This window comes from Flagellimonas meridianipacifica, from assembly GCF_003001695.1.
GTDB classification, from domain to species: domain Bacteria; phylum Bacteroidota; class Bacteroidia; order Flavobacteriales; family Flavobacteriaceae; genus Flagellimonas; species Flagellimonas meridianipacifica.
This window is the reverse complement of the sequence record NZ_PVYX01000002.1, coordinates 1,383,388-1,410,069: the sequence shown is the minus strand read 5'-3', so window position 1 is coordinate 1,410,069 and position 26,682 is coordinate 1,383,388. Positions and strand designations below refer to the sequence as shown.

At 40.1% G+C, this 26,682-nt stretch carries 22 protein-coding genes; 8 read left to right on the top strand and 14 right to left on the bottom strand.

Annotated elements, in window-relative coordinates:
* Positions 1-6: 6 nt before the first annotated feature.
* Together CLV81_RS16465 and CLV81_RS16460 are read right to left on the bottom strand one after the other, a co-directional pair.
* Positions 7-555, bottom strand: coding sequence for an RNA polymerase sigma factor (locus CLV81_RS16465; RefSeq protein WP_106146448.1), 549 nt, complete (start codon positions 553-555; stop codon positions 7-9).
* A 436-nt stretch (positions 556-991) separates the two neighbouring features.
* On the bottom strand, positions 992-1,537 hold the full coding sequence (locus CLV81_RS16460) for a MarR family winged helix-turn-helix transcriptional regulator (protein ID WP_106146447.1): 546 nt from the start codon (positions 1,535-1,537) through the stop codon (positions 992-994).
* 110 nt (positions 1,538-1,647) lie between these two features.
* On the opposite strand from CLV81_RS16460, the gene CLV81_RS16455 reads away from it, so the two are divergent.
* From CLV81_RS16455 to CLV81_RS16425, 7 genes are all read left to right on the top strand, one after another.
* On the top strand, positions 1,648-2,760 hold the full coding sequence (locus CLV81_RS16455; RefSeq protein ID WP_106146445.1) for a serine hydrolase domain-containing protein: 1,113 nt from the start codon (positions 1,648-1,650) through the stop codon (positions 2,758-2,760).
* Entirely contained in the window at positions 2,757-3,866 is a 1,110-nt protein-coding gene (locus CLV81_RS16450) for a D-TA family PLP-dependent enzyme (RefSeq protein ID WP_106146443.1), read from the top strand. The genes CLV81_RS16455 and CLV81_RS16450 overlap by 4 nt, the downstream gene beginning before the upstream one ends.
* Positions 3,867-3,923: 57 nt before the next feature.
* Positions 3,924-4,253 carry an antibiotic biosynthesis monooxygenase family protein gene (locus tag CLV81_RS16445; RefSeq protein ID WP_106146441.1) on the top strand — a complete coding sequence of 110 codons (330 nt, stop codon included), beginning with the start codon at positions 3,924-3,926 and terminating at the stop codon, positions 4,251-4,253.
* 140 nt (positions 4,254-4,393) lie between these two features.
* Entirely contained in the window at positions 4,394-5,308 is a 915-nt protein-coding gene (locus CLV81_RS16440) for a helix-turn-helix domain-containing protein (RefSeq protein WP_106146439.1), read from the top strand.
* A 101-nt stretch (positions 5,309-5,409) separates the two neighbouring features.
* The gene (locus CLV81_RS16435; protein ID WP_106146438.1) at positions 5,410-6,324 is read left to right on the top strand and encodes an aldo/keto reductase family protein; all 915 of its coding nucleotides are present in this window, start codon (positions 5,410-5,412) and stop codon (positions 6,322-6,324) included.
* Positions 6,325-6,378: 54 nt separating this feature from the next.
* Complete coding sequence (locus tag CLV81_RS16430; RefSeq protein ID WP_106146436.1) at positions 6,379-6,612, top strand: hypothetical protein; 234 nt, start codon at positions 6,379-6,381, stop codon at positions 6,610-6,612.
* 24 nt (positions 6,613-6,636) lie between these two features.
* Entirely contained in the window at positions 6,637-7,608 is a 972-nt protein-coding gene (locus CLV81_RS16425) for an SDR family NAD(P)-dependent oxidoreductase (RefSeq protein WP_106146434.1), read from the top strand.
* Positions 7,609-7,878: 270 nt separating this feature from the next.
* On the opposite strand, the gene nagB is transcribed toward CLV81_RS16425, so the two are convergent.
* The 12 genes from nagB to CLV81_RS16365 form a co-directional block, all read right to left on the bottom strand.
* Positions 7,879-9,816 (bottom strand): glucosamine-6-phosphate deaminase, encoded by a 1,938-nt coding sequence (nagB, locus tag CLV81_RS16420; protein WP_106147666.1) that lies wholly within the window; start codon positions 9,814-9,816, stop codon positions 7,879-7,881.
* 4 nt (positions 9,817-9,820) lie between these two features.
* The gene (locus CLV81_RS16415; protein ID WP_106146432.1) at positions 9,821-12,475 is read right to left on the bottom strand and encodes an exo-rhamnogalacturonan lyase family protein; all 2,655 of its coding nucleotides are present in this window, start codon (positions 12,473-12,475) and stop codon (positions 9,821-9,823) included.
* Positions 12,472-13,338, bottom strand: coding sequence for an ROK family protein (locus CLV81_RS16410; protein WP_106146430.1), 867 nt, complete (start codon positions 13,336-13,338; stop codon positions 12,472-12,474). Before CLV81_RS16410 ends, CLV81_RS16415 begins: the two co-directional genes overlap by 4 nt.
* A complete protein-coding gene (locus tag CLV81_RS16405) occupies positions 13,331-14,596 on the bottom strand; it encodes an MFS transporter (protein ID WP_106146428.1) in 1,266 nt (421 codons plus the stop codon). The genes CLV81_RS16410 and CLV81_RS16405 overlap by 8 nt, the downstream gene beginning before the upstream one ends.
* A gap of 37 nt (positions 14,597-14,633) precedes the next feature.
* Positions 14,634-15,527, bottom strand: a complete 894-nt coding sequence (locus tag CLV81_RS16400) for a PIG-L deacetylase family protein (protein WP_106147664.1) — start codon at positions 15,525-15,527, stop codon at positions 14,634-14,636.
* A 152-nt stretch (positions 15,528-15,679) separates the two neighbouring features.
* On the bottom strand, positions 15,680-17,074 hold the full coding sequence (locus CLV81_RS16395; protein ID WP_106146426.1) for a RagB/SusD family nutrient uptake outer membrane protein: 1,395 nt from the start codon (positions 17,072-17,074) through the stop codon (positions 15,680-15,682).
* 16 nt (positions 17,075-17,090) lie between these two features.
* A complete protein-coding gene (locus tag CLV81_RS16390; protein WP_106146424.1) occupies positions 17,091-20,615 on the bottom strand; it encodes a TonB-dependent receptor in 3,525 nt (1,174 codons plus the stop codon).
* Positions 20,616-20,682: 67 nt separating this feature from the next.
* On the bottom strand, positions 20,683-21,831 hold the full coding sequence (locus CLV81_RS16385) for a FecR domain-containing protein (protein ID WP_106146422.1): 1,149 nt from the start codon (positions 21,829-21,831) through the stop codon (positions 20,683-20,685).
* A gap of 123 nt (positions 21,832-21,954) precedes the next feature.
* Entirely contained in the window at positions 21,955-22,503 is a 549-nt protein-coding gene (locus CLV81_RS16380) for an RNA polymerase sigma factor (RefSeq protein WP_106146420.1), read from the bottom strand.
* An 11-nt stretch (positions 22,504-22,514) separates the two neighbouring features.
* The gene (locus tag CLV81_RS16375; RefSeq protein WP_106146418.1) at positions 22,515-22,892 is read right to left on the bottom strand and encodes a nuclear transport factor 2 family protein; all 378 of its coding nucleotides are present in this window, start codon (positions 22,890-22,892) and stop codon (positions 22,515-22,517) included.
* A 4-nt stretch (positions 22,893-22,896) separates the two neighbouring features.
* Positions 22,897-24,096, bottom strand: coding sequence for an NAD(P)/FAD-dependent oxidoreductase (locus tag CLV81_RS16370; RefSeq protein ID WP_158259142.1), 1,200 nt, complete (start codon positions 24,094-24,096; stop codon positions 22,897-22,899).
* Positions 24,097-24,186: 90 nt separating this feature from the next.
* Complete coding sequence (locus tag CLV81_RS16365; RefSeq protein ID WP_106146414.1) at positions 24,187-25,524, bottom strand: sodium-dependent transporter; 1,338 nt, start codon at positions 25,522-25,524, stop codon at positions 24,187-24,189.
* A 211-nt stretch (positions 25,525-25,735) separates the two neighbouring features.
* Between CLV81_RS16365 and CLV81_RS16360 the strand changes: the two genes are divergently transcribed.
* A complete protein-coding gene (locus tag CLV81_RS16360; RefSeq protein ID WP_106146412.1) occupies positions 25,736-26,587 on the top strand; it encodes a MurR/RpiR family transcriptional regulator in 852 nt (283 codons plus the stop codon).
* The last annotated feature ends 95 nt before the right edge of the window (positions 26,588-26,682 follow it).

Below are 26,682 nucleotides of genomic sequence, written 5' to 3'. Positions count from 1 at the left end.
GACGTTTTAAATTTCAACACTAATCAGTTCTTTCATTTTTTTTATGCAACGTTCTTTTTGTTTTCTTACCGTAGCCGGTGATTTTGAGAGCTCATCCGCTATTTCCAGTAATTTCATTTTGCCGTAGTAATATTTTGTCAATACATCTTTACAGCCTGCACCCAGTTTCTGCCATGCCTTATTAAACTCTGGGGACATTTCTCTATTTTCGGTTTCTACGGTCTCTTCATTAACCAACAGGTTATTATCAACCGTTTGTACTTTACTTCTTTTGCTTTTTAGATACATTTGTGAGGCCATTTTTGTGAATAAAAACCTTAGGTTTCCATAACTTAATTTTCCTTGTACAAATCGCAACCTAAAAGCTATCAAGGCATCCATAGTCGCATCGTAGGCATCTTCATGGTCCGCACGATTTTCACGTTTTAAATACACAATTGTCTCTTCAAACTGTTTTGTGAACACCTGTTCAAAAAAGAAGGTGTCGTTTCGTTTTAAATCAACCACCAATCGGTCAAAATCGGCTTGTGTTAATCCAAAATTTTTGTTTTCCATTTATTTCATGTTTAGTCGCGGGGGGACTATAAAAAAACCTAGGTCCTTAAAAACCAACTGTCATCTACAACTTGACTTTGTTCGTTATTTTGATATATAAGCTACCAAAAAAGAAAATGTGACATTAAAAGTGAAATTATTTAAAACATATTGATTATATGCTCTTCAAGTATCTCCTTGGCACTTGGGAAATAGGCTTAACATAATAGTGTAGCTAAATGTATCACTTAAAAAGAAAAAATTGGGGAGACTTTGAAAAGAACACCGTCGGTATTGCTGACCCTATATAAAATGTTTGTTGGTATTACTAAGCATATGAGCCATACTATTGGCTCTTTTCTTCGGTGTCATAAAACGAACCATTTTCAGGATTATATTCAAAATGTACATTTTACATTGAAATCATTGATTTTAAACGTTTTATTGCATTTAAAGGTCATTCAGATAATTCTGGCCTGGTCTCTGTCGATGTAGGAGTATAATTGAATGTAGTGGTTTGGAGCATTTTTTTCAGAAGAACTGCAAGGTGTTTCCTTTCATCCCTGTTGAGTGAAGTAACAGTTTTCCTGGCTTCCTCAAAACGAATCTCAATTGCCGCGTCAATCACCTCGAACCCCTTCTTTGTTAAACCTACCTTAATGACCCTGCCATCTTTTTGACTTGGAGCCCTGTAGATTAAATTCAACTTTTCCAGTCTTTTTAATAAAGCGGTCATGGCTCCTGAGGTTATCAAAACTGACTCAATCAATTGTTTAGGTGTTAGTTCATAAGGTTTCCCCGAACGCCTAAGTGTCGCCAGCACATCTAAGTCTGTATATACAATTGATTTGTCCTGTATGGCCGCATTGGCTCTTTTTTCCAAAAGTTTCCCCAGCTTTAAAATCCTTCCAACTATCAGCATGGGTGACGCATCCAAATCCGGACGCTCATTTTTCCATTGTTTTACCAGAAGGTCTAAAATATCGTCTTTGCTTTGCTCCATGAACTACTAGTATGTGGTTGGAATTGTTGGCACCAAAAATATCTTGATATAAAGATAAATCACATATATTTGCAAAGTATCTTCATGTAAAGATAAATCTATAATTCGATATGACAAGGTCTTGTGTAAAACGCCGAAACGTAGTTTCAATCCTCCTGTGCACGGCACTATTCGTTTGCTCAATCAGTTGTTCCAAACATAAGAACTCTACTTCAAGTGCAAAGTTTTTGCTCCAACAAGCTCTTGATGAAAACAACTTGCCAAGTCTTTCCGTTGCAGTCTCTCAAAATGACTCAATTATATTGGCAGAGGCATTAGGTTTCGCAGACATTGAGAACCAACTGGAAGCCACTGAAAAAAGCGTCTACAGGGTTGGCTCCATAAGTAAAAGTCTAACGGCTACTCTGATAATGATTTTAAAAGAACAGAAGAAGTTAGATATCAAGGCTCCAATCAACGATTATTGCCAATCCTTTCCTGAAAAGGGCTATGAGATATCATCAGAACAGCTCCTGTCCCATTTAGGGGGAATAAGACATTATGATTTTGACAATATTGAAACGGAATATTACAGCATAAAACGCTACTCTTCTTCAGCTGAAGCACTGGATATTTTCAAAGGGGACTCACTTGTTGCCCCACCGGGTTCCAATTACCACTACAGCAGTTATGGATACAGCATATTGGGCTGTATTATCGAGAACCTTGATAGGACCTCTTTCCAAAAATCCCTGAAAAAGAATGTTTTTTTGTCTGCTGATATGTTTCAAAGTACTGTGGATATGCCAGAGCAAATTATCCCAAACCGAACAAGGCCCTATGAAACACTGGAGGATGGTACTTGGGAAAACTCCCGCCCCGTAGATTTAAGCAATAAATATCCAGGAGGAGGGGTATTGTCCACACCGACAGATTTGGTCAAATTTGGAAATACCCTTTTACAAAATCAACTGATAAGTGAGGAATCACGTTTAGACATGTGGAATCCTCGGGAAACTTCAGATGGTACCCCTACAAATTATGCCTTGGGATGGAGAGTTTCCGAGGACCGTAAGGAGATTTATCACGGAGGTTCCAGTGCAGGAGGGACAGCTTATCTTTACATAAAGCCAAAGGAAAAGTTGGTCATTGCATTTTGCTCTAATGGTGCCTGGTCAACTTCCCGTCACAAATTTGTACAGGACCTGGCCGCTTTGTACGACAACAAAAGCAATAAACAATGAAAGATTGGTTTCAAATAGAGAATATAGATGAGATTGACTCCCCTTCTCTTGTACTTTATGAGGATAAATTGATACATAATCTTCATAAAATGTTGGACATGGCGGATAACGACCCAAACAGGTTGATGCCGCATGTTAAAACGAACAAGATGTCCGAGGTGATTAAACGAATGGTTTTCATGGGAATCTTAAATTTTAAGACTTCGACAATAGCCGAAGCTGAAATGGTAGCAAACGAAGGAGGTAAAAGTGTTTTGGTTGCCCATCAACTGGTCGGCCCAAAAATAAGTCGTTACGGGGAGTTGGTTGAAAGTTTTGATGGAACCCAGTTTTCCACAATTATAGACAATCTGGATATAGCCCAAAAACTGCATGATGAGGCTTTGGCCAGAGGCATTACTATCGATGTATTTCTGGACATTAACAATGGAATGAACCGTTCGGGAGTGGAACCTGGACCGGATTTGGACAATCTGATTGGTTCCCTTGCAAAATATAAGAGACTGAACCTTAAAGGTATTCATATATACGACGGACACTTTAGGGATCCTGATTTTCAGAAAAGAAAAGAGGATATTGAGCAGGCTTTTTCCAAGGTAAATGGGATTTATCGGAATCTTAAGTCAAGTAATCCAAATATGAAACTTATATGTGGAGGAACACCTTCATTTACGGTACACCTCCTAAACCAAGAAAGAATCTGTAGCCCTGGGACATGTGTGTTATGGGATTGGGGGTATGATGAAAAATTGACTGAGCAAGACTTCGAATATGCCGCATTGATCATTAGCAGGGTTATTTCCAAACCCACAAAGGACATAGTGACCATTGATCTGGGACATAAATCCGTTGCTGCTGAAAACCCTATCGATAAGCGGGTAAAGTTTTTGAACCTCGAAGGATACAAACTTTTATCGCAAAGCGAAGAGCACGGTGTCTTGAAAGTGAACAAATGGGACAATATCAAAGTTGGAGATGTTCTCTATGGGGTTCCCTATCATATTTGTCCTACCATAAACTTACATGACGGGGTATCCTTAATACGAAAGAATAGTAAGGTAGGTAATTGGAGTATTAGTGCCAGAAGCAGGAAAATTTCAGTATAGCTGTCTAAAGGAATAAAATCTTATCATGATTGATTAGTAATAACAATCCGTCCTTAAATGAAACAAATAAGTGTGATAAATGCAATAGAAGTGCCCAAGGGTTTTGAAGAAAAGGCAATAAAAGTAAGGGATGCTTATATTAAATATTTCAAAACTAAGCCGGGATTCGTAAGCTCAACGTTTTATAGAACAATTAATGATAAGGGCAAATTCAATTTCATCAATATTGTGGTCTGGGATTCATATAAATCGTTTCAGGAAGTAGTAAATATCGGATTTGAAAATGATGAAGGTTTGAATGCAGGCCATATGAAAGTTTTAGGAAAAGGATTTCCCATGCCAATTGAAGTTACACCGGGTCAATTTGAAATTATACGAAGCGACTGAGAACCCTTGATATCGTCGTTTTATCAAACCATTTTTCTCAGGTTTAGTAGTAGGCATTTTTAGATTATGTTTTTAATTAGTTCTAAATTTACCAATAGGATTAGGACTTATTCAAAAACTGGTTTCAACTTTTTTTAGTCTTGGAAAAAATTCATCGTCATACTATAACGGACCTCTATCAAACATTGGGTATGCCTGGGGATGATGAAATCAACTTCACGATTCTTAGCGTTCCTAACATTCACCAGGAACTCCCCTTCAAATCACCAGTTCTAAGGGCAGAATATTTTTCTTTTATCCTGACCAAGAAAGGTTCAGGTGTATATAAACTTGACGACAACACGTTCCCATTTGGGGATAAATCCATCTATTTTACCAATCCAGGGCATATCAAATCATATGAATTGTACTCTTCAAAAGAGGCGCAAATCATTATGTTGACGGAAAAATTCCTTCAGGAAAATGTACATCCGGAGATTTATAGCGAATTTCCCTTTCTTCTAGCTGAAATCGTGCCCCCCAACGAACAGACCGAAACAGAGTTCAAGGAATTGGAAATGCTTTTTAATCAGGTGGACTTTGAGTTTAAAAATGATTCCAAATACAAGGATAAGGTCATTGGCAATATGATATTGATACTGCTGATGAAAATCAAAGAGCGGTTTTGGGCCAACTACAATCCCCTAGTTGAGGGTGAGCATAGCTCCAGAATCGTCAAGTCGTTTAAAAAAATACTGGAATCTGAATTCAAGAAAATATTGGGTGACAAACAGGGTCACGTAAAACTACAGGCCCAATACTTCGCCGAACAACTCAACCTTCATCCCAACTATCTTAATTCCGTACTTAAGAGCAAAACAGGTAGGACGCTCAGTGATTGGATATCCCAACGCACACTTTCAGTATCCAAATCCCTTTTGGTGGATTCTTCCCTATCACTCAAAGAGATATCTTATTTGTTGGGTTATAGTGAGCCCACACACTTCAGTAGATTCTTCAAAAAGAACACAAAACTATCCCCTAGGGCCTTCAGGACAGCCAATAAGAGGCTGTAATCTTTGAAATTGGTCAGTTTTCGTTTGGACCGGGTTCGCGAACAGCCCTCGTTCCTTGACACCTTTGTATCAAATAATTACGAACAATAAAAACGAAAAAAATGACTGATTTAAGTAGTACATCAAGAAACAAAATCAATATGCCACTTGTTGGATTTGGCACGTACCAACTATCAACCGAAGAAGCGGAATCCAGTGTGGCAGAAGCTTTGAGGGCCGGGTACAGACATATAGACTCGGCGGAAGGCTACAACAATGAAAAAGGAACTGGCAATGCCATTAAAAAATCTGGTATCGCAAGGGAAGAGATTTTTTTGACCACCAAACTTTTCCCGGGAAACACTCAGTGGGGAGTTCAAGAAAAAACGTATGATTCCACCATTGCCACCCTGAAAAACCAATTAAAGGAGCTTCAGGTTGACTATGTTGACCTTTATCTCATCCACGCCCCGCTCGCATCATTGCGATTGGAACAATGGAGAGCCTTGATTGAATTGAAAAAACAGGGACTGACCAAGCATATTGGGGTGTCCAACTATAATGAAGAGGCCATCAATGAGATTTTGGAAGCAGGTCTGGAAAAACCGGAAATCAATCAAATTGAGTTCCATCCGCTTTGTGCGCAGCCAGAACTGACACAGTTTCTAAATAAACATTCCATTGCGTCCACCGCGTACAGTTCGCTGGCCCCACTTTCCACCTGGAGAACGGCCGAAGGCCAAGGTGGTGAAGTATTGGCTGAAAAAAAGCAGGATGCGCAGTCCACCATTAAGGAGGTTGCAAGTGAATTAAATGTCTCTGAGGCCAAACTCTTGTTAAGATGGGTATTGCAAAACGGGTATAGTGTACTAACTAGAAGTACGAATCCGCAACGTATCAAAGAAAACATAGACCTGTTTGATTTTACCATTCCACAAAGTCAAATGCAACGACTGAACGATTTGAATCAAAACCAAGCTTTTGCTTGGGCAGCCAATGGCCTAAATCCTATGGAAGCCGCTCCCGCTCTGAAATAGATGGGATTCCCGAACAAGTTGAACTAAAAATTAATAGTACTAAAGAATCATAAGATGATAACAACAGGAATATCATTTGCTCCAAATACAAAAGAAATAAACAGCTCTTCAAATTCAATGGTTGCCAGATATCTCAAGAACAATCCTTTGGGCCTTGGTTTCCTGTTGAGCGATAAGAGAAAAAATGAAATAAAAAGTGAGGGCGACTATTTTGGAAACGCGCCTTTTACGAACGAAGCATTATATAAAGATTACATCCCATCGGACATAGTTTCAAGATGGGATTAATAAAAACAATAAATCAGTAGCACAATGAAAAACATAAATAAAATGAGCCGTAGGGAAATTTTAAAAAAAGGCACTTTGGGTGCAACAGGAGTTGCAGCAGCAACACTCCTTGGGAGTAATACCCTTGCAGCACAGCAAGAAAATGGGAAAGTGTTCACCTCCCAAATAACGGCAAAGACTGCCTTTATCACAGGGGGTGCGAGGGGAATAGGTCTGGCTGCCGCAGAAGAACTTGCAAAGGCTGGAATCAACATTGTCCTTTTTGACATTGCCACAGAAGACATTCCCCATGTAGGCTACAAACTGTCCTCGGAAAGTGATTTGGTAGATGCTAAGAAAAAAATAGAATCCCTAAATGTGAAATGTTTGGCCATCAAGGGCGATGTTAGAAACATTGATGACCTAAAGAATGCGATGCAAAAAACGGTCGACACATTCGGAAGTTTGGATATTCTCGTCGCTAATGCTGGGGTGACCCAAGTAGGAGCTATTGAAGAATTCAGTCCGCAGGAGATAGATGTCGTGTACGATATAAATGTCGCAGGCATAATTAAGACCACTCAGGCTGCCGCCCCCTTCATGAAGCAACAAAAATCAGGAAGAATGGTATTCCTATCTTCGGCACTGGGCCGAATGGGAAATGAACTTTTTCCAGTCTATGCTTCTACCAAATGGGCGATTATCGGTTTTGCCAAAAGTGCTGCCCTTACTTATGGAAAGGACAATATTATGTGCAATGTGGTTGCCCCGGGATTGGTCCGCACCAAGTTGGCCGATAATCCCTACGTATTGGGGAAAATGATGCCCAACAATCCGGATTCAACCTTTGACGGTATCTCAGAAACTTTGAAACCAGGTAATCCAATACCCGTTGGGCATTTAGAGCCAGAAGATGTTGCCAAGGCGATAGCTCTTTTCACTTCGGATGCTACAAACAAGGTTACTGGAGAAGTGTTTGATGTAAGCTATGGATCGTTATCAAGAAGTATAGCATAACCCATCAAAAGCATGGAACAAAAGCGATTCGTGTTTTAACGAATCGCTTTTTCTTTGAAAAAAACTCTGATTATCTTTTGCGTAGAATATCGTATGTGAGAAATATTAAAGGAAGCTTCTCCAATTGAAAAGGTGCCATCAAACCAAGGTTTTCAATTGCAATTAAAGAATTGTAGAATTTAAATTAAGTATTCATCGATGCTTCACAAGTCTTGGCCAATTGGCCAGTGCATTATAAAAGCTTCATTTTGGCTTTTTATGTTAACGAAGTCATTCAAGTTTCATACGTTTAAACGCTTCTAAGGCTTCATATTCTGCCATACCCAATTGATGGTACTTCTTTGCTGTATTTCGGTTGCGTTCCTCAGCCCTGACCCAAAATTCCCTAGAATCATCCCCTCTGAACATCACTCGGTTAAGTTGAGATTGATGATAGAAAATGGCGTTACGCTTCTTGACCACCTGATCTGGACTCATGGGTACCACCATGTCGATGTCATGTGTTTTCCACTCATCCCAGGCTCCACTATATAACCATACCCAACATTCTTTCATGAACTCTTCTGCATTAAGCTTGTTAAATGCCAATTTTAGAGCATCCAAACATGTTTTATGAGTTCCGTGTGGATCAGCCAGATCACCAGCAGCAAAAATTTGATGGGGCTTTATAGTCTTTATCAAATCAGATAATAGGTCAACATCATTTTCTGAAAGCTTACGTTTTTTGGCAGTTCCTGTTCCATAGAATGGCATTTTCAAAAAATGTACGTTTTGGTCAGGAATACCTAAAAAACGTGTTGCTCCAATAGCTTCCTTTTCTCGAATGAGTCTCTTCAAATCCAATACTGCCTCTGAGTCCGCTTCCATATTTTCTTGTTCAGTTAGTTCCCTAATCAATGATTCAGAAGGGTCTTCACTCCATTTTTGATACAGGGCCTGGCAGACCTCTGCATATTTAATAGCCTCTTCCTTACTTACAGCATTATTACCCGTGGTCTGATAGGCCACATGCACTTCGTGTCCTTGTTCAACCAAACGCTCTAAAGTACCGCCCATGGATATCATATCATCATCTGGATGAGGACTGAACACTATGATTCGCTTTTTTTCTGGAACAGCCCTTTCTGGTCTTTTGCTGTCGTCAGCATTTGGTTTTCCTCCTGGCCATCCTGTAATGGTATGTTGCAAACGGTTAAACATGTTAATGTTTATATCGTAAGCGGAACCCTCTTGGGTCAAGAGGTCGGCCATCCCATGATTATTGTAATCCTTGTCGGTAAGCTTAAGTACCGGTTTTTTCAACTTTTCACAGAGCCATATAATGGCCTTGCTTTTTAGCTTTTTATCCCATACACAGTCTCCAACTACCCAAGGTTCTTTTATCCTGGTCAGTTCAGAAGATGCAGCACGGTCCAACACAAATGTAGTATTAGGGTGTTCCTGCAAATAAGTTGCCGGTACTTCAGATGAAATTTCTCCTTCAACGGTCTCCTTGATTATTTCGGCTTTGTTGGTGCCCCAAGCCAATAAAACTATTCTTTTGGCTTTTTTTATGGTACCTATACCCATGGTGATGGCCTTTCTGGGTACGTTGTCTATTCCTAAAAAAGCAGGCGCTGCGTCCACTCTGGTGATATGGTCCAAGGTTATACTTCTCGTTTTGGAATTATAGTGCGACCCTGGTTCATTGAATCCAATATGGCCAGTTCTACCAATGCCTAAAAGTTGGAAATCCAGCCCCCCATGTTTATCGATAAGGGCATCATATTGAGAGCAGTACTGATTCAAATCGTGCATGGGTACCATACCATCTGGAATATGAACGTTTTTAGCTGGAATATCGATATGATTGAACAGGTGTTCGTGCATAAAGTAATGGTAGCTTTGGATGTTTTCCTTGGTCATGGGGTAATACTCGTCCAAATTAAAAGTGATTACATTTTCAAAACTAAGGCCATCCTCCTTGTGCATTCGTACCAGTTCTTCATATACCCTTATAGGGGATGAACCAGTTGCCAGCCCTAGGATACAATTATCATTACTGTCATGTTTTTGCCTAATCAGCCTTGCGATTTCATGGGCAACTACAATTGAAGCCAATGAAGAGTCTTTAAAGATTACGTTGTGCACCCGTTCGAATCGGGTCTCCTCTAGTGCCCCTGGTTGAGCAAAATCAATGGAACCTTTGAGTTCAGATATACTCCGCATCATCTTATTTGCTTAAAGTTTTGTTCTCTTTCTTCATCCAGTACAGTAATTGAGGGATGTTGTAGGCATGGGTCCATCCAAATACTCTTAACCCTTGATTTATTTCCCAGTTGGTAATGCCTTTTTTGCTTTTTGGAAGGTTTGAAACTTCCAAAAGTGCATCATTGAAGACTTCTATATCAGTGAACTCATTATAGTCTTTGGAGAGCCTTCCTACTTTAAGCATTTCGGCCCTTTTCATTGCTTCATTTAAAAAGGACTGCTTACCACTAAATTCATAACCGATTAAAAGTGGGTTGATGGTCGCAAGGTAGGATTCCATTTCATGGTTTAGCGGAGGAACATCCCGTACCCATCTTGCATGGTCCAAAAGCGCTTTTTTCACTTCTTTTCTCCCAGTTATCTGCCAGTATTTGTAAAGTCCCAACGCCACATAAGGCTGACTATAGCCAAATCTATCCAATAAAAGATTCCCTCCTTGTTCCTGTTGAAGAGCCAACATTAAATCAACTCTTTCATCCAATTCTTTCTTGTACCTCTGAAGTTTGGTGGCATCATAAAGCTCAACAAGATTCAATACCGATAAATAGAGCCTTCTTCCTCTTAGGTCATGCTCACCCCAGATTCTCTTTATATAGGTATCGCCAGTCATTTTGGCAATTTCCAAAGCTCTATGGTCTCCAGACAAGTAGTATGAAGCTATCCAGCCCTGTATCCAAACATGGGCACTCAACAGTGCAATCCAATGTTCATTGGCATGTCTTCGTCCAATTCCAAGATACGGAGTAGATTCAGGTTCATCCTTATAGTTCCAAAAGTCTATGGCATCATTAATTTCACCCAGATAGCTCCGCTTTTTGGGCCAATGTACATTATCCACATCCATGGTGTGTCTGCTCATTTCTTGGGCCATACGGTAATACTTCGAGTTACCAGTTCTCATGAAATTGGTCCATAACATAAAATCCACGGTCGGTTCATTATTCGTCCATTGGTACCATCGCCCTTTGAAGTAATAGGTTTTTCCGTCTCCATAGTCAAACATTCCGTACCATGGTTGATGGTTTTGATTGAATGAAAACCATTCATATTTGTATTGCAGAGCATTTTCAAATTCTGGATATTCTTTGGAATAAGGTGCCATGTTCCCATAGACCTTTGAATCCATATACCAACTAGGGTCAGTGTGAGCAACCGGACTATTGATGACGTAGTCCATTTTTTTGTCAAGAGCCTCATTGGTGTCTTTGTCATCATGGAAATAGTAGATAAACTCAGTTGTTTTTGTGATGCCCTGTGCAAAATTCCCTAGCATACCTCCGTCGAGCAATGTATGGCTACGCTCAAAACTCATCGCCCCAACATCAGAGGGCCATATATTGCCTAAAAGTGTATTCGTAGCTGGGTTAATTTGGATTCCCTTAGGATATTCTTCCAGAAAATTCTTGATTCCGATACTGATACCACGTCTTCCGTCACTGATATTCATCCAACCCTTGGCCCTTTCCGCTTCTTTCAAAATATTTTTCCCCTCGGAGATTAGACCGCGGAACTCCTTCTTTTTGGAAGTTTTATCTTCAAAAGGTTCTTTTTTGAACCTATTCATATATAGACTTCTCAAACTGGGTCCATTATCTCGTTCAGGACCCTTCTGTAATACTTGTGCGCTGCTATTTCCAGAAAGATTAATGGTCTCAACTACGCTTGGTCCTTTTACGTGCCAATCTCCTTCGTAAAGTGGCGTAGTAATCTCCACATTATCCATCAAATCGTAGTGCAATTGTAGACCGCAGGCTGCTATTTGATCATTAGGTTGGGTCCAACCAGGATCGTCAGCAGTATCTTCGGAAATAATTTTTTTGTTCTGTGTAGCGATATTAGCATGTTCCCCTTCCTGAATTATATGTTTATCTGGAACCCCAGTGTAGGTAAGGGTATGTAGAACCTTAATGTAACTTTTGCCTGCGTACGTGTGTAATCTTATGGAAAAAGGAGAAATATTGTTGTCCTCTCTGTTATAGACGTAAGTGCCTTCTATTCTGAAAATGGTATGCATGGGTCCCGAACCCTTTTCTCTAAAGACTTCGTTAATAATTGCTTTTGAGGAATCAACTCCAGCGTCATCAAGAATATCCAAAAAGGTTCCTCTTCCTTCAGATGGAGCAGAGGCAATGCGCTCTTCCTTTTCAAAACTGCCGTTTTGATTAGAATCCAAGTAAACGGCATCCAAGAACCCATTTCCCAACTTATTTATGGATAACGAGAGAGGACCTGTGTTTACCTCTACCCCTCCCCCTGGTCTCATGTTGTTCGATGATATGATCCTATCGGGACTTTGTATGGGATCGACCCCTTCGCCGTACTCCAAAATGTAATTGGATGTCTCTTCGGCAAAAAAGAACACCCAAATCCATTTAACACTCCCGTCTGCAGGTAACCATGTTGCGACTTCTGTGGTTTGGCAAGGTATTTCCCGCCCTTTAGAGGTAAGTAATCGAACATTATCAACTGAGTAAAGCTCACCAATAGGGAATGGAATTCCTAAAGTAATAGGAGCCCCCACAATATTATTATCTATTTGAATATCGACCTTTTTTGGAGCCTGAGCACAGGCCTTTATTAAGAAGCAGCTAATAATTACAAGTATTGTTTTTCTCATGTATTGATGTTCAAATGCGTTCTTTGATTAAGACAGAGCGCTGCCGCCCCCAAAATGGCCGAATCTTGAAGATTTGATGTCTCAATGATTGTTTTTTCTAGTTGTTTTGGATAGGCGAATGTTCTCAAAGCCATTTCCATGGTGGATTTGAAATAGGGATATGCTTGGCTGATAGAACCCCCAAGGAATATCGCCTCGGGAGCATAAGCGTACAAAATATTCTTAAGGGCCTCACCTAGATGCCAACCGTAATCATCAAATGCCTCACTCGCCTCTTTATCCCCCACTTCAGCCAAATTATATAGTGCTTTAGCGCTTTTTTCATACTGGTTGGGAAAGAAAAAACTACCTGTGTAGTGCTCTAGGATACTGTTTTTATAAGCCAACATACCTATTTCTCCAGCTCCGCAGAGGACCCCTTCATATAATTCACCATTTATGATAATACCCATACCAAGGCCAGTTCCAATGGACAATCCGATGCAATTGTTATAGTGCTTTGCTTTTCCAAACCAATGTTCTCCCATTACAAAACAATTCGCATCATTATTGATATAGACAGGAAGTGAATACCTTTGTTGTACCATTTCCTTGAGCTTTATCCTTTTCCAAGAAGGAATGTTCTGTACATCATAGGCAATCCCAGTTTCTGTGTCTACCACGGCAGGAACCCCTATTCCGACGGACTCTACTGAATCAGTAAGTACTGCATCAATTACATTGAACATTCGTTCCACAGTTTGAGAGGCGGTTTCCAAAGAATTGACCTGAATGGTTTCTTTTTGTACCAAATTATCTTTGGCCACACGACCAACTTTGATGTTGGTTCCGCCAATGTCTACACCCAATACCTCTTTATGCATCTACATTTTCCTTTTTAAAACTGACGGTTTTATTGTTCACCAAGGGTCTAGCCCAAAATCCAATGGACAGAATGAATCCCAATGGAATCAGCAAGAAGAACATACCGAACCGCAAATTTGTTAGTTGCCCCAAACCTCCAACTATCAATGGGAATATTGCGCCTCCAGCAATACCGGTACATAGTATTCCTGAGAGAGAGCCATGGTTTTCTTTTACCGAGTTAAGCGCTAAGGAGAATATGATGGACCACATGACCGAAATAAAGAAGCCTATCGCAGGGAAAGCAAAAAGAGCAGTCCTTGTATTGCCTAACAGGGCTAAAACGATAAAAACCATGGTGATTAAAGTAGCTCCAATCAATAATTTTCGACTGTCCATAATCTTCAAAAGCAATAAGCCCAAAAGACAACCGATAGTCAACATGGCCCAGAAATAAGCTACTGTATCTGCTCCAACGGTCTGAGCATCCAAGCCATGGTATTCAAACAAAAATTGCGAAATCCAATTACCAACTCCCTGCTCTGTTCCTACGTAGCAAAATATTCCCAGAAAGAACAACAGGGTCCATTTATTTTTCAAGAGATTGATATAGGACTGAGAATCCCCGGCCACTTCATCAGCTTTCTTTTGATATTTAGGGTATCGTACAAGAAAGACCACTATGAGCAACAAAACAGCGATACCAGAAAAAACCAAATACAGGCCCACCCAAGGTAAATCTTCAGAAACCACATCTCGTAATAGCTTGGCCAAACCACCATCAGTAGAATCTTCATCAACCACATATTTATAGAGAAATGGGCTCAAGAATGAGGCCAACCCGAACACCAATTGAGCCAAAACAGAATTAAAGGCAAAGTGCTCCTCTCCCCCAGCTGCGCGAAGCATTGGATTGATAATGACCTGAAGCACCGCCATACAACTTCCAAGTACAAAAAGCGTAATGCTGAATATCACATAACCCGGAAAAAGGGTAAATACCAAGGAGGCAAGGGCCATAAATAAAAATGAAAGTGACAATAATCTACGGTCACTATATTTTTCGGATAAAAATCCTGCTGGTATGGACATCACCCCATAAGCGATAAAAAAGGCAAATGGCAAAAGCCCAGTCAAAGACAAGCTAAGGTCAAAACTGTTCTTCACATCTACAATAATGGAATTTAGGATGTTGGTAATAAATGATATCACAAAGAATATCAACATCACCAATCCAATAATATGATAGTATCTTTTAGGTTTGTTATCAGTGCCCATAAGTGGCAGAATGCTTTTTAGTTCGTTTAATTAAGATCTACTTTCCACTTGCTCCTAACATAGGGAACAGAACTTTTATCTCTTCCTCTGTAGGTTGCCTTCCATATTCACATATTTCTACAAATTCTACATGCTTCGCATCAGAAGATTTTAGATTTGGATACCACTTTTCTATAGCCTTGGATTCTTCATCATCCCAGTCTCTTTCCTTAGCCCAAAGTTGTTTTAACCATACCAATTGTTCTTCCTCAGCATCAGGAATTTCATCAAGATTGCCCTCGCCTACCCAGGGTAACCATTCAAACATCTGTGATTGATGTGCGGCAAGTGCCATGACCTTTTTATCGATTACTTCATCCACAACCACAGCAATATCCTTTGAAAAGGGATAAGGTTTTTGGAATCGGTCACTCATGTATAAAAAAACAGGGTTTTTTCTTAATGGAGGAGTATCCGGTGTTACATTGGGAACAACCACCAAATAGGCCGCGTCTTGAACTGCAATTCCGGCATTCCTGTGATCAGGGTGATAATCATTGGTCCTATGGCCTAAAACAACATCTGCATCCCATTCACGTATTTTCCGAATTATTTGATGTCTGAGGTGAAGCGTTGGCATCAACTCCGCATCGTGGTTGTCCAGCACATCATATTCCACTCCCAGAATTTTTCCAGCTCTTTTAGCCTCGGCTCTTCTTCGTTTAGCCAAGGCACCTCCACCCTCTCTTTGGTGACCGGCATCACCATTAGTTAGGGAAACAAATTTTACTTTATGACCCATTTTGGCAAAAAGAGCAGCTGCCCCTCCAAACTTCACGTCACAATCATCTGGATGCGCTCCAATTGCAATGATGTTCAATACTTTTTTTTCTTGTGCATTGACCAATATCAGTCCAAGCAAAAGACATAGAACAGTAAGCTTTTTCTTCATGATTTCTTTCATTTACCTTTTTAATCAGTTTATTCGTTAATTGACTGAGACAGTTGAATTAACATCCTTAGTCTAAAATTTAATACATAAGTAGGGTAGCTCATGACAAGTGGAATCAACTAAACTAACTCAAATAATTACGCATTGTTCTTTCAGTCATTCTGTATAAAACTTGGATTGATATCCAGTTCCCGTTGGGGAATGAAGAACAAGTTGCGAATGGATGCTGGTTCAATTACATCCGATTCTGCCTCAATAAGTTTTTCGGTTGCCACGCCAAATCGCAATAGGTCCGGCCAACGATGGTTTTCAAAAGCCAACTCAACCTGACGCTCATCCAGAAGCTTTTCCTCAAAAGTTCCTGGTGTGGATGCATCAATACCTGTCAACCCAGCACGTATGCGCACTTGATTGATTAGATCGTAACTTTCTTGGGATTCACCAATGGCTTCTGCAAGCATTAGTAATACATCGGCGTATCGAAAGACTACAAAATTGATATCTGAATCATTTTCAATTGGAGGATCACTTTCATACTTAGTCACGAAGTTTTGTACCACTACCTCACTCTCTGCATTAATCCAGGTAGTATCCATCGACGCTTCAAATCGCAAATCACCAGCTACATAAGCATTCTGCATAGTAGCCGTTGGTCGATTTCGACCAAAACCTTGACCTGTTTGGAGAAAAGAGCTTGGAGAGAAATCGTTCGAATAAGCACTTCCTTGACCGATTCCACCGCTTATGAACTGAACCTCAAAAATGGACTCTGCGTTGTTCTCGTTCGAAGCTCCCCAAAGATCTGCGTAATTTGGCAATAATTGATACCCGTACTGATCAACAATACGACGTAAAACAATCTCTGCTTCCGAGTCCTGACCAGTGGTCAGCAAGACTTTGGCTAAAAGCGTAGCGGCTGCACCCCTTGTAGCTCTGCCCAAATCACTATCGGGATACGAAATGGGCAAGTTAGTTTCTGCGGTTTCGAGGTCTGATACCAACTGGGCATATATAGTAGATGCATCCACTTGTGTTAACTCGTCACCAGGCACAAACGGGGTAAGTTGTAATGGTATATTACCAAATGCAATGGCCAAATGATAGTACATCAGAGATCTCAAGAAAAGTGCCTCTCCGATGATTCGGTTTCTAAGCCCTTCATCAAAATCTGCCGAACCAATTCGGTCCAGAATCACATTACAATTCGCAATTACCCGATAGGAGCCACTCCAGGCGGCATCAATCTGTTCATTCAATGGATCTTCAGTAAAAGCATTTATCTCTGTGAACACCCTAGCCAGTCCAGTTGCATCAGGCCCTTGGTCGGTATTATCGCCCCGCATTTCAAACATAGTCCAATATGCCCTTCCATAAACTCCATTGTCTTGTAGCCCGGCATAACTGGCATTTAGTGATACAATAAAGTCTCCTTCATTGTTGAAAAAATCTGCCTCATTCCGATTTGAAATAGGTGCTAAATCCGTGAAATCATCGCTACAAGCAGATGCTACACATATTGTCAAGAAAATTATAAGTATTCTTTTCATCTTTTGTAGTTTTAAATTAGAAGGATAGATTGATACCCATGGTAAAGTTCCTTGTTAAGGGGAAAGCTCCATAGTCTTCTCCAGGAGTTAGGCTATTGGTAGAAATATTACTTACTTCAGGATTGTAACCTAAGTAGTCGGTGATAGTAAATAGGTTGGTTCCCGTCACATAGATTCTTAGCCTATCCACACTATCACCAAAAATCTTGTCTGCCGGCAGCGTATAGCCTAAGGTTACGTTTCGCAATCGGATAAAAGAACCATCTTCCACTTGAAAGGAAGAAGGCCTATTATTATTTCCATGATTTCCCGTTTGTCTATCGGCTCTAGGAAAACTCCCGTTACCCGGTTCTGAGGGCGATCGCCATCTATCGTTGAAAACGGCATAGGAGTTAAAATTTCCTTCTCCATTTTTTAGGTGTCTTGAGGTAAGGTTTAAAATTTCATTCCCTTCCACTCCTTGTATCAAAAAGCTGAGATCAATTCCTTTAAAGCTAAACCTATTGTTTATACCCCAAGTGAAGTCTGGAAAATAACTTCCGGTCACTGTTCTGTCATCAGGAGTTATCTCACCGTCTCCGTCTACATCTCTAAACCTGAAATCACCAGGTGCTGGATTTGGTGCTTGGGTATCAAATGGTGCATTGTCAATTTCCTCTTGACTTTGATAGATACCATCGACGATATACCCAAAATAACTTCCGATTGGATCACCTACACGGGTTACATGACGAACACCAGCGCTACCCGCGGAAAATATAGGTTCATTGTTTTCATTCAGGGATAATACCTCGTTCTGATTCGTAGAAAAGTTTATCTCTGTATCCCAGTTAAAATCACCAACAAAGTTTTTGGTCCGTAAAGCAATTTCAAAACCTTGGTTCTCTACTTCACCAAGATTTTGCAATACGGTCTGAAAACCAGATACGGAAGAAATGCTAACATTCAGTAAAAGGTCAGACGTCCGAGTGTTGTAGTAATCTGCCAATAGGAAGACCCTATTACTGAAAAGTCCAAGTTCCATACCGACGTTTACTTGTTCAGACCGTTCCCAAGTAAGTTCCGGGTTAGGAATGGTGGACTGTATTAAGCCATTGACCTCATTTCCTGCTAGGTTATAATTGTCTGGGGAAAGAAGTCCTATTGCCCCGTAGTTGGGAATCTCAAAGTTTCCGGTCTCTCCCCAACTTAATCTGAACTTAAGCTCTGAAAGAGCCTCGAAAGACTCCAGAAACGGTTCTTCACTTACACGCCATCCCACCGAAAAAGAAGGAAAGTATCCTGTTTGGTTGTTTGCACCAAATCTGGAAGACCTATCTGAGCGAATTGTTCCCGTAAAAAGATATTTATCCTTGAAACTGTAATTCATTCTAAAAAGCGCGGAGGCCAAAGACCACTGCTCCTCAATAGAATTTCCTGCAAAAACCTGTCCTCCACTGATTGTGGTAACCAAGTCATCAGGGAAATTATCGGCCAAAACCTCTTTTATAGAGATATTATCTCTTTGGGCGGTATACCCCAAAACTGCATTGATATAGTGGTCACCAAATTCTTTTTCCCAATTCAAGGTGTTTTCCCAGACCCAATTCACTTCCGTAGAAGAGGTGGCTTGTGCATAGGACTCCCCTTCTGTTGAATCACGAAACAACAAAGAATTTCCCCTAAAAAAATCTTGATTGAATAAGTTTAGGTACATTCCTCCAAACGTCCTGAAAGTCAATTCTGGAAATATTTCATAGGATAAAGCTAATGAAGCCCTATTTTGAAACTGGAATATTTGGTCATCAACAGCCTCTATGATGGCCAAGGGGTTACTGGATGTTGTAGTTCCGCCACCAAGGAAAGATTGATTGTTCAACTGATTAATGGTTCCATCCGGATTAAAGGGGTTAACTGTAGGTGAATGTACAATTGCAGAATAGACCACTCCGGGGGGTCTGGCAAAATATGGAGCGGAAGCTGGCACCCTCTGATTCTCAGTAATTGTTGGTGCAATCCTTAAGTCCATATTTAGCTTATCGGTTAATTGTGAGTTAAGATTAAGCAACAAACTATACCGGTCAAAGCTGGATTTTTCCAAAATACCCTCTTGGGTAAAATAACCCGCTGAAGCATAAAAGCTAGTCCTATTGGTCGTAGGAGACGCATATGAAAAATTATAGCTTTGTGTAATTCCGGTTTGGAATATTACATCTTGCCAATCGGTGTCAGTGCCATCCCAATCAATAAAGGATTGCGGTAATTCGAAGAGTGCATTGCCCCGGTCACCTGGTCCAATGGGATCATCTATGGATGCCCCATCAACTGAGGAAAGATAATTGTTGTTTCTAGCATCTCGAGTAAAATCAATGAGTTCCTCTGCATTCATAAGATCCAATTTATTTGCCACATTTTGAATCTGTATAAAGGAATCAAAAGAGAACTGTCCTTTATCACGGTTTGCTCCATTTTTGGTTGTAATTAGCAATACCCCGTTACCCCCTCGCGAACCATATATAGCAGCCGCTGATGCATCTTTCAACACTTCAATGGAAGCAATATCATTAGGGTTCAAAGTGGCCAGAGGATTGACCGGAGGTGGTTGAAAACTAGCACGCCTTCTTGATACACCTCCAATTACCGAAGTGGTAAGATTTCTGGAAATTGGAATACCATCAATAACAAATAGCGGGTCATTACCGGCCGAAATAGACCCAGAACCCCTGACACGTATGTTGGGAGCCGCACCAGGTTCACCGGATACCTCCTGGACTTGAACACCAGCAACCTGTCCTATAATTGCTGCCTCTGGACTCAGGGCGGGAACTTCTACAATGGTCTCCGAATCAATGGAAATCACCGAGCCCGTAACGCGCTTTTTGGCCAAGGTACCGTAACCTACCACAACGACTTCATCAAGGGATGCTGCATCCGGTTCCATTGAAATGGAAACCGTGGTCAGACCTTCAATATTAACTTCCTGTGTTTTGTAACCTATGTAAGAAACGACGATAGCGGTTACTCCTTCGGGCACTGTAAGTTCAAAATTTCCATCAAAATCAGTTGTTGTGCCCCGGCTTGTTCCTTTCGCAACAATGTCGGCACCTGGCAAGGGCATACCTTGATCATCAATAACGGTTCCGGTAAGAGTTGCCTGTTGAGGAATGTTGGTGCGTGGTTCATCTTTGATTTTTTCTTTAGGCGTAAAATCACTCTTTACTTGAGGCTTCACAACGACCTGTTTGGCAACAATCTTGTGGTCTAATTCAATATTGGAAAATAGTTCGGATAAGAAATCCTCAATACAGGTATCTGTAGCTTTTATTGAAATTTTTTTCTCGACATCGATTTCGGAAGCTTCGTAGAAAAAGTTATATCCTACTTGTTGAGTTACCCAATTGAAGACCTGCTTTAATTCCATATTCTTGAAATCCACAGTAATATGGTCATTCTGTGCACATTTGACCTCGGCCCTAACCTGCACAAAGCTCAGCAGTACCATACATCCCAAAACGAGTTTGATGAGGCGGTTGGCACCTGTGTTAGTTAAATAATTTTTCATATGAGTTACATTTTCTGGTTCGCATTAGTTTTTAAGGGTTGTTATTTTGTCTTCATAGGCAATAATTTTATGGTTCTTTGATTACTAGAGTATTTCCATTCAAGGAATAAGAGAAATTGGTATGAGCTCTTATGGTCTCCAATATTGCAGTGACGTTTTCATCTCTGAATTTTCCATTAAAGCGTTGTGTGGAAAGCTTTTCGTAGTTATTATCAATGTCCACGTTAAACTTCCGTTCTAATTTTTTGATGATTTGGTCTATACCCTCATTTGAAAAAACAAGTTCTCCTTCGGTCCAGGCTATATAGTCAGTTGGATCTACGTTGCTTACGGAAAGGTCCTTATCCTCGTTTAAAAAAGTAGCCCTTTGATTAGGTATTATGGTCTTGGAGACCTTACTTGGGGCTCTATTTTGATTGGCAGATACTTCCACCTTGCCCTCGACCAAAACGACTTCTCTTAAGACTTCGTCCTTGTATGCAGAAACATTAAATGAGGTCCCCAATACCTTAGTGGATATACCGTCAGTAAAAACTTGAAAGGGAATACTATCACTGGTTATATTGAAATAAGCTTCCCCAATAAGAGATACCTCGCGTAGGTGAAATCCATTGAAACTATGAGGATATGTGAGCTTTGAACCAGCATTTAAGTGTACCAACGACCCATCTTCCAATTGAACTTTAAATGTTTTTCCATAAGGTACATGAACTGTATGGTACACTGTGTTCGCAGATTCATTGAACGGCGCATCCGAAAAATAGTATCTAAGTAGGCTATCTTTTTCGATAGTCATTAATCCACCTGTTGTTGGGAGATTCAAATCGCTTTCAAGAGAATAAAATTTGGAGATGCCATTATCATTTATTTCCAGAGTAAGGGTATTGGTATCCCAAGTTTGGATGGATGTTGGCCTCAAAGACCAGTAAATAAATGAGCCTAAACCCAAAAACAAAACAAAAAGGGCTGCAAGGGCCAAAGGATTAAATCTGCGTCTTCTATTTCGTTCTGGATATATGGATAAGGTGGAGAGCTGTTTTTCCACCTGAGAAGCATTTAAGCTGTACTTAATCCAAATCTCAGTCCGAACATACTCCTCGAGATAGAGCCTGTTCTCAGGAACTTGTATCCATTGCAGTAAAAAGGACTCTTCTTCTTCTGTGGCTTCGTTGTCCAGAAACTTTGATATAAGAATATCTATTTCGGAATTATCCATAAATCATTTAGTGTTTTCTTAAGATTAGACTTGAGAATTAGGAAATACCCCTACTCTATTTTTACTTTTTTTTACAAAAAGTTGATGAAATAGTAAGAATTTAATTAAATGAAAGAAAAATCTTCATTTTAAGTACAAAACGTTCCGAAGGCGTGTCAAGGCTTTAGACATATGTACTTCAACTGTCTTGGTCGATATATTCAACCGATTTGCAATCTCATGATATTTTAGGCCCTCTTTTTTTCCCAATAAGAATACTATTTTACATTTTTTGGGCAGCTTTTCTATTTCCTGATTTAGTAAAGCAATTTTTTGTTCTGTATCATTTTGATTGTTTTCTATGAACTCCAAAGTAGCCCTGTATTGAATTTCCTTGATAACGTGTAGTTCCCTGACCTTTTGCTTTTGTTGATCTCTATATAGGTTATAGGCCATTTTAAAAAGATATCCCTTGATACATTCCTTAATGACCAAGTTTTTCCGCTTGGTCCAAAATTTGATAAAGGTCTGCTGTACAATTTCCTGTGCCATTTCATCATTGCCACAAATGGTCGATATATATCCTTTAAGCTCATGGAAGTATGTATTAAAAATATAGGTATGGGCGGCTCTCACTCCTTCTCTCAAATCAATCAACAATAATTCGTTGTCTTGGTACTTGCTCTCTTCCATCACCTCTTTTTTTATATGACTAACTTCAATGCATTTCCATCCTGTTTCACTTCTCTTCTTAAAAAGGATGCACGTTTCACCTTATCCCCCTTCAATTCAAATATGGCGATGGCATATATGGTCTTACCGCTATCAAAACCTTCAATAAACTGTGATTCTACTACGACATTGTCATTAATGATTCGTTGTAAAGTGGTCACAAAGAGGTTATGGTTTTCCTTGAACCTTTTTTCATAGACTCTTCTGGCATCTCCAATTCCCGAGCACAATACATCCCTCGAATCAAATAGAAAAGATTCAAATTCCGGATGCATGAAGGAGACAAACTTCTCCAAATTCCTTTCGTTATAGGCGGCCATGAATTGGTGGATAATTTTTCCGGCTTTCATGTGCTTACAGTTTTCTATCGATTACATATCGAGCTTCTTCCACCTGCGAGGTATCTGCAGTAAGATGACGCCAACGGTACCTTTTGGAGAATTCATGAGATTTTCCTTCAATGATATCCGCGACCATTGCTCCAAGTATAGGAGCCATTTTTAAGCCATGGCCACTACCTCCACTACTAACAGATAATCCCTGAATTTCTGGATGTCTATCAATCCAAAAGTGGCCATCCAATGTATCGATATAAAGACATCTTCTAGTAAAAACAAGCGGCGCGTCCCAAAGTTCTGGAAAGGTCTGCTTAACAAATGAGCGCATATCTTTAACCTCATCATCGGTAATTTGTCTATCGTCATTATCTGGGTGGATACCCACACCATTGGAATGTTTGGCAATTTTGACTATACCCCATTTCTCCAAAAAAGGAAACCCATACCATCCTGAGTTTGATATATCTGCGGTGAAAACTGAAAAACGGGGTGGGACAAAGTTGTCTGGATTTTTAGGTTTTAACCAAAATACCGGATGTCCTGTTGACCTCATGTATGGTTGTAATTCCGGGAGAAGCATAGGTGTATGGGCACCTGCCGCTACCAGGGCATGTCCGCAGTGAAATGTTTCCCCTTCCTTTGTCTTAACGGCGGATAATACTCCATTTTCTATTTGAAAACTATCGGCCGTTTGTCCTTCGTGGATTACTACTCCTAATGTCCTCGAATAAGTTGCCAGTTTTTCAACTGTCAATGCTGCATCTGCGTAACCCGCACTTGCATTGAAATTGGCGTCTATATATTCATCAGCGTTCACAGATGGGAAACGCTTTTTTATTTCTGTTGCATTCAATCTATCGGGTTTGTAGCCCGCTTCCAACAAATGTTGATAGCTGTATTTTTCAAAAGTGTGATTTTCACTTTCTATAGCTTCTTTACAAAGCATCAAAAACCCTACCTCATGGTACAGTTTTTCCCCAAAGAAATCATTCCATTCTTTCCACTTTTCAATGGATTTTTCCACCATACGGAAGTATTCCCAATCCGACCCATACTCCATACGTACTGCCTTGGTAACATCCGTGGAAGCTGCCATATGGTGAGGTATGGTGTCCGGGTTGATTAAGCCCACTTTATATTTTCTTTTCGCTAGTTCTACAGCGGCGGTAATGCCATAGATTCCACCACCTATGACCAATACATCATATTTTTTCATTGCTTTTTGTTTCATCTTTTACACTCCAATTAACTAATCGTTCTAAAGACGGGTCAACCTATTTTCTCTATATATCCTTATTTTCCTTCTTTAGGTGTTTTTTAATATTCCATTAATTAATATGAAAACCAATGACAAAGGCAGCACCAACATAAGTATGGGCTTCCAATAGCGCTTAATTCGTATTTTATTATCGCCTTTTTCAAGATGCGAACTAAGGCGACCAAATCCGACTACATAACCTGCGAATAAAATGGTCAACAATCCTCCAAGGGGTAACAGTATTGTGCTAGTCAAATAGTCCAAAGTCTCAAAGACAGTTCTCCCAAAAAACAACAATGGGTCATCATTATAAGAGAGTACTACTGGGATTGAAATCAGAGTAATCAAGCCTGTTACCAATAATAAGGCTGTAAGACTGGTCAATTTGAATTTATCCTGCAAACTATCTTTTAACCCTTGTATACTGGATATAAGAGATGTAAATCCAGCCAAGAAGAGTAAAAGAAAAAATATGCCCCCCACTACAGAACCATATTCCAGGCTATTAAAAACAGAAGCCATGGTAACAAAAATGAGGTTTGGCCCTGAATCCGGTTCCAAACCAAAACTAAAAATGGCGGGAAACAACATTAATCCAGACAGAAATGCAAAAAAGGTATCGGCGATAACAATATAAAAAGTACTACCAATAAGGTTTTCTTGCTCATGCGTGTAACTCCCAAAAACAAAAGCCACGGCCATACCTACGCCTATTGAGAAAAAGAGCTGTCCCAAAGCGCTCATAATCACTTGAAAGTTGATTTTGGAAAAATCAGGTGAGAGCAACCATCGATATCCTTCCATGGCACCATCCAAGGTTGCCGCCCATATAGAAAGCCCGACAACTAAAAAAATCAGACCTAACATCATACCCTTGGAATACCGTTCTAAACCTGCTTTTAGTCCTTGCTTGACAACCAGCAGTGCAAGGAACATAATTCCCAAAATGACCAAAATCACCTTGGTCATGCTGGAAGCAACAAGATTAAAATGAGATGATAGACTGTTTATACCCAAGGAAGTAATTTTACCACTTATGCATTCCCATAGATAAATGACTATCCACGCCATTATCATGACGTAAAAACCCATAATCAAAAAGCAGGATAAGGAGCCCAACCAACCAATTCCATTCCAAGGTCTTCTTTTGCCCAAAATTCCAAAGCCCAGCAAGACAGTTGTCCCAGACATCCGCCCCAGTGCCACTTCGACTATAAGTAGAGGAACTCCAATACCAATCATTAAAAGCACGTAGACCAGCAGGAAAGCAGCACCTCCACCCTCGCCTGCCACATACGGAAACCGCCAAACGTTACCCAATCCTATAGCGAAGGCTGAAGTGGTGATTATAAAGGATAGCTTACTGCTCCAGGTATTAGTCGACATAGGTTCTTGGTTGCTTAAAGTTGGTTAGGCCCGGGAAACTAGAATTGGCTGTTACAGTGATTTGACCTTTCCAAACATATTGTACTAGGAAGGTATTAAAAAAATATTAAAAAGCAATATGAATAGTGTAATTTTAAAAAAAGCAATATAAATTATGTTTATTTGAGTACCTTTGAAATGCATCCAACTAATATTTTGTTTATTGTAAACTATGAAGACAATAAATGGTATTGACCTAAACGAACTTTCAAAGAAAAGACGGCTTGTAGTACAGTATGCCCTTGATTATCCTGATAAGGTTGTATTGATGCGGATGGAAGAATTAAGCGATATTCTAGGAGTTAATCCTGCGACCATAGTAAAAGCATGCAAGGCCATTGGGTTAAATGGATTTCATGAATTGAAGGAGCTTTTAAAAGAGGAAGTTCAACTAACTCGGGTCGACTCGATTTTCACGGGTATGATTAAAGAAGTTCGGGCTCACTCAAACCCACAAAAAGTTGCTCAAGATGCCATTTTGGGAGACATTATGATGCTTCAAAAGACTTATGACGCCATTGATTTCCCAACGATTGAAAAGATTGCCATGGCCATCATTGACTCCAAGCAAACCTATATTATTGGCCTAGGTCATATAGGGCTGGTAGCAAACTACATGGAACGTATTTGCCGATCTGCGGTACCTCAGATACATGCGAGTACAGAATATCACGGTGAGCTCTTTTTGAATATAGCCCACTTTTCAAAAGATGATGTAGTTATCGGACTTTGCTTAGACAAATGTCAGAACCAAACCATAAGTGCCTTGAAAACTGCTAAGACTGAACGAAACGCCACAACTATTTCCATTGTGGATAGCGATCTTTCACCTCTAATACCCTTTAGTGACCATCATGTGACCATAAACAGTACCCACAGTTTGTACTTTGGGAGTATGGTTGGCGCCTTTTGTATAATCAACGCCATTTTTTACAGTATTGCCAATATTCTGAAACCGGAGACCGTGGCACATTTTAAATTTTTTAGAACCATGTCCGAGAAAGAGAATGTATATAGGATATGACTTTTATCGCAACTGGTAAGCTAACCTAGTTTTGAACTCCTTATAAAAAATCTTGTAATGATAATGCATGGGATGTTAAAAAATAGGGGTTGATT

Bases quoted from the DNA above. Each gene is read 5' to 3' on its own strand.
- CLV81_RS16465 (WP_106146448.1), bottom strand. From the start codon at position 555: ATGGAAAACAAAAATTTTGGATTAACACAAGCCGATTTTGACCGATTG.
- CLV81_RS16460 (WP_106146447.1), bottom strand. From the start codon at position 1,537: ATGGAGCAAAGCAAAGACGATATTTTAGACCTTCTGGTAAAACAATGG.
- CLV81_RS16455 (WP_106146445.1), top strand. From the start codon at position 1,648: ATGACAAGGTCTTGTGTAAAACGCCGAAACGTAGTTTCAATCCTCCTG.
- CLV81_RS16450 (WP_106146443.1), top strand. From the start codon at position 2,757: ATGAAAGATTGGTTTCAAATAGAGAATATAGATGAGATTGACTCCCCT.
- CLV81_RS16445 (WP_106146441.1), top strand. From the start codon at position 3,924: ATGAAACAAATAAGTGTGATAAATGCAATAGAAGTGCCCAAGGGTTTT.
- CLV81_RS16435 (WP_106146438.1), top strand. From the start codon at position 5,410: ATGACTGATTTAAGTAGTACATCAAGAAACAAAATCAATATGCCACTT.
- CLV81_RS16430 (WP_106146436.1), top strand. From the start codon at position 6,379: ATGATAACAACAGGAATATCATTTGCTCCAAATACAAAAGAAATAAAC.
- CLV81_RS16425 (WP_106146434.1), top strand. From the start codon at position 6,637: ATGAAAAACATAAATAAAATGAGCCGTAGGGAAATTTTAAAAAAAGGC.
- nagB (WP_106147666.1), bottom strand. From the start codon at position 9,816: ATGCGGAGTATATCTGAACTCAAAGGTTCCATTGATTTTGCTCAACCA.
- CLV81_RS16415 (WP_106146432.1), bottom strand. From the start codon at position 12,475: ATGAGAAAAACAATACTTGTAATTATTAGCTGCTTCTTAATAAAGGCC.
- CLV81_RS16410 (WP_106146430.1), bottom strand. From the start codon at position 13,338: ATGCATAAAGAGGTATTGGGTGTAGACATTGGCGGAACCAACATCAAA.
- CLV81_RS16405 (WP_106146428.1), bottom strand. From the start codon at position 14,596: ATGGGCACTGATAACAAACCTAAAAGATACTATCATATTATTGGATTG.
- CLV81_RS16400 (WP_106147664.1), bottom strand. From the start codon at position 15,527: ATGAAGAAAAAGCTTACTGTTCTATGTCTTTTGCTTGGACTGATATTG.
- CLV81_RS16395 (WP_106146426.1), bottom strand. From the start codon at position 17,074: ATGAAAAGAATACTTATAATTTTCTTGACAATATGTGTAGCATCTGCT.
- CLV81_RS16390 (WP_106146424.1), bottom strand. From the start codon at position 20,615: ATGAAAAATTATTTAACTAACACAGGTGCCAACCGCCTCATCAAACTC.
- CLV81_RS16385 (WP_106146422.1), bottom strand. From the start codon at position 21,831: ATGGATAATTCCGAAATAGATATTCTTATATCAAAGTTTCTGGACAAC.
- CLV81_RS16380 (WP_106146420.1), bottom strand. From the start codon at position 22,503: ATGGAAGAGAGCAAGTACCAAGACAACGAATTATTGTTGATTGATTTG.
- CLV81_RS16375 (WP_106146418.1), bottom strand. From the start codon at position 22,892: ATGAAAGCCGGAAAAATTATCCACCAATTCATGGCCGCCTATAACGAA.
- CLV81_RS16370 (WP_158259142.1), bottom strand. From the start codon at position 24,096: ATGAAAAAATATGATGTATTGGTCATAGGTGGTGGAATCTATGGCATT.
- CLV81_RS16365 (WP_106146414.1), bottom strand. From the start codon at position 25,524: ATGTCGACTAATACCTGGAGCAGTAAGCTATCCTTTATAATCACCACT.
- CLV81_RS16360 (WP_106146412.1), top strand. From the start codon at position 25,736: ATGAAGACAATAAATGGTATTGACCTAAACGAACTTTCAAAGAAAAGA.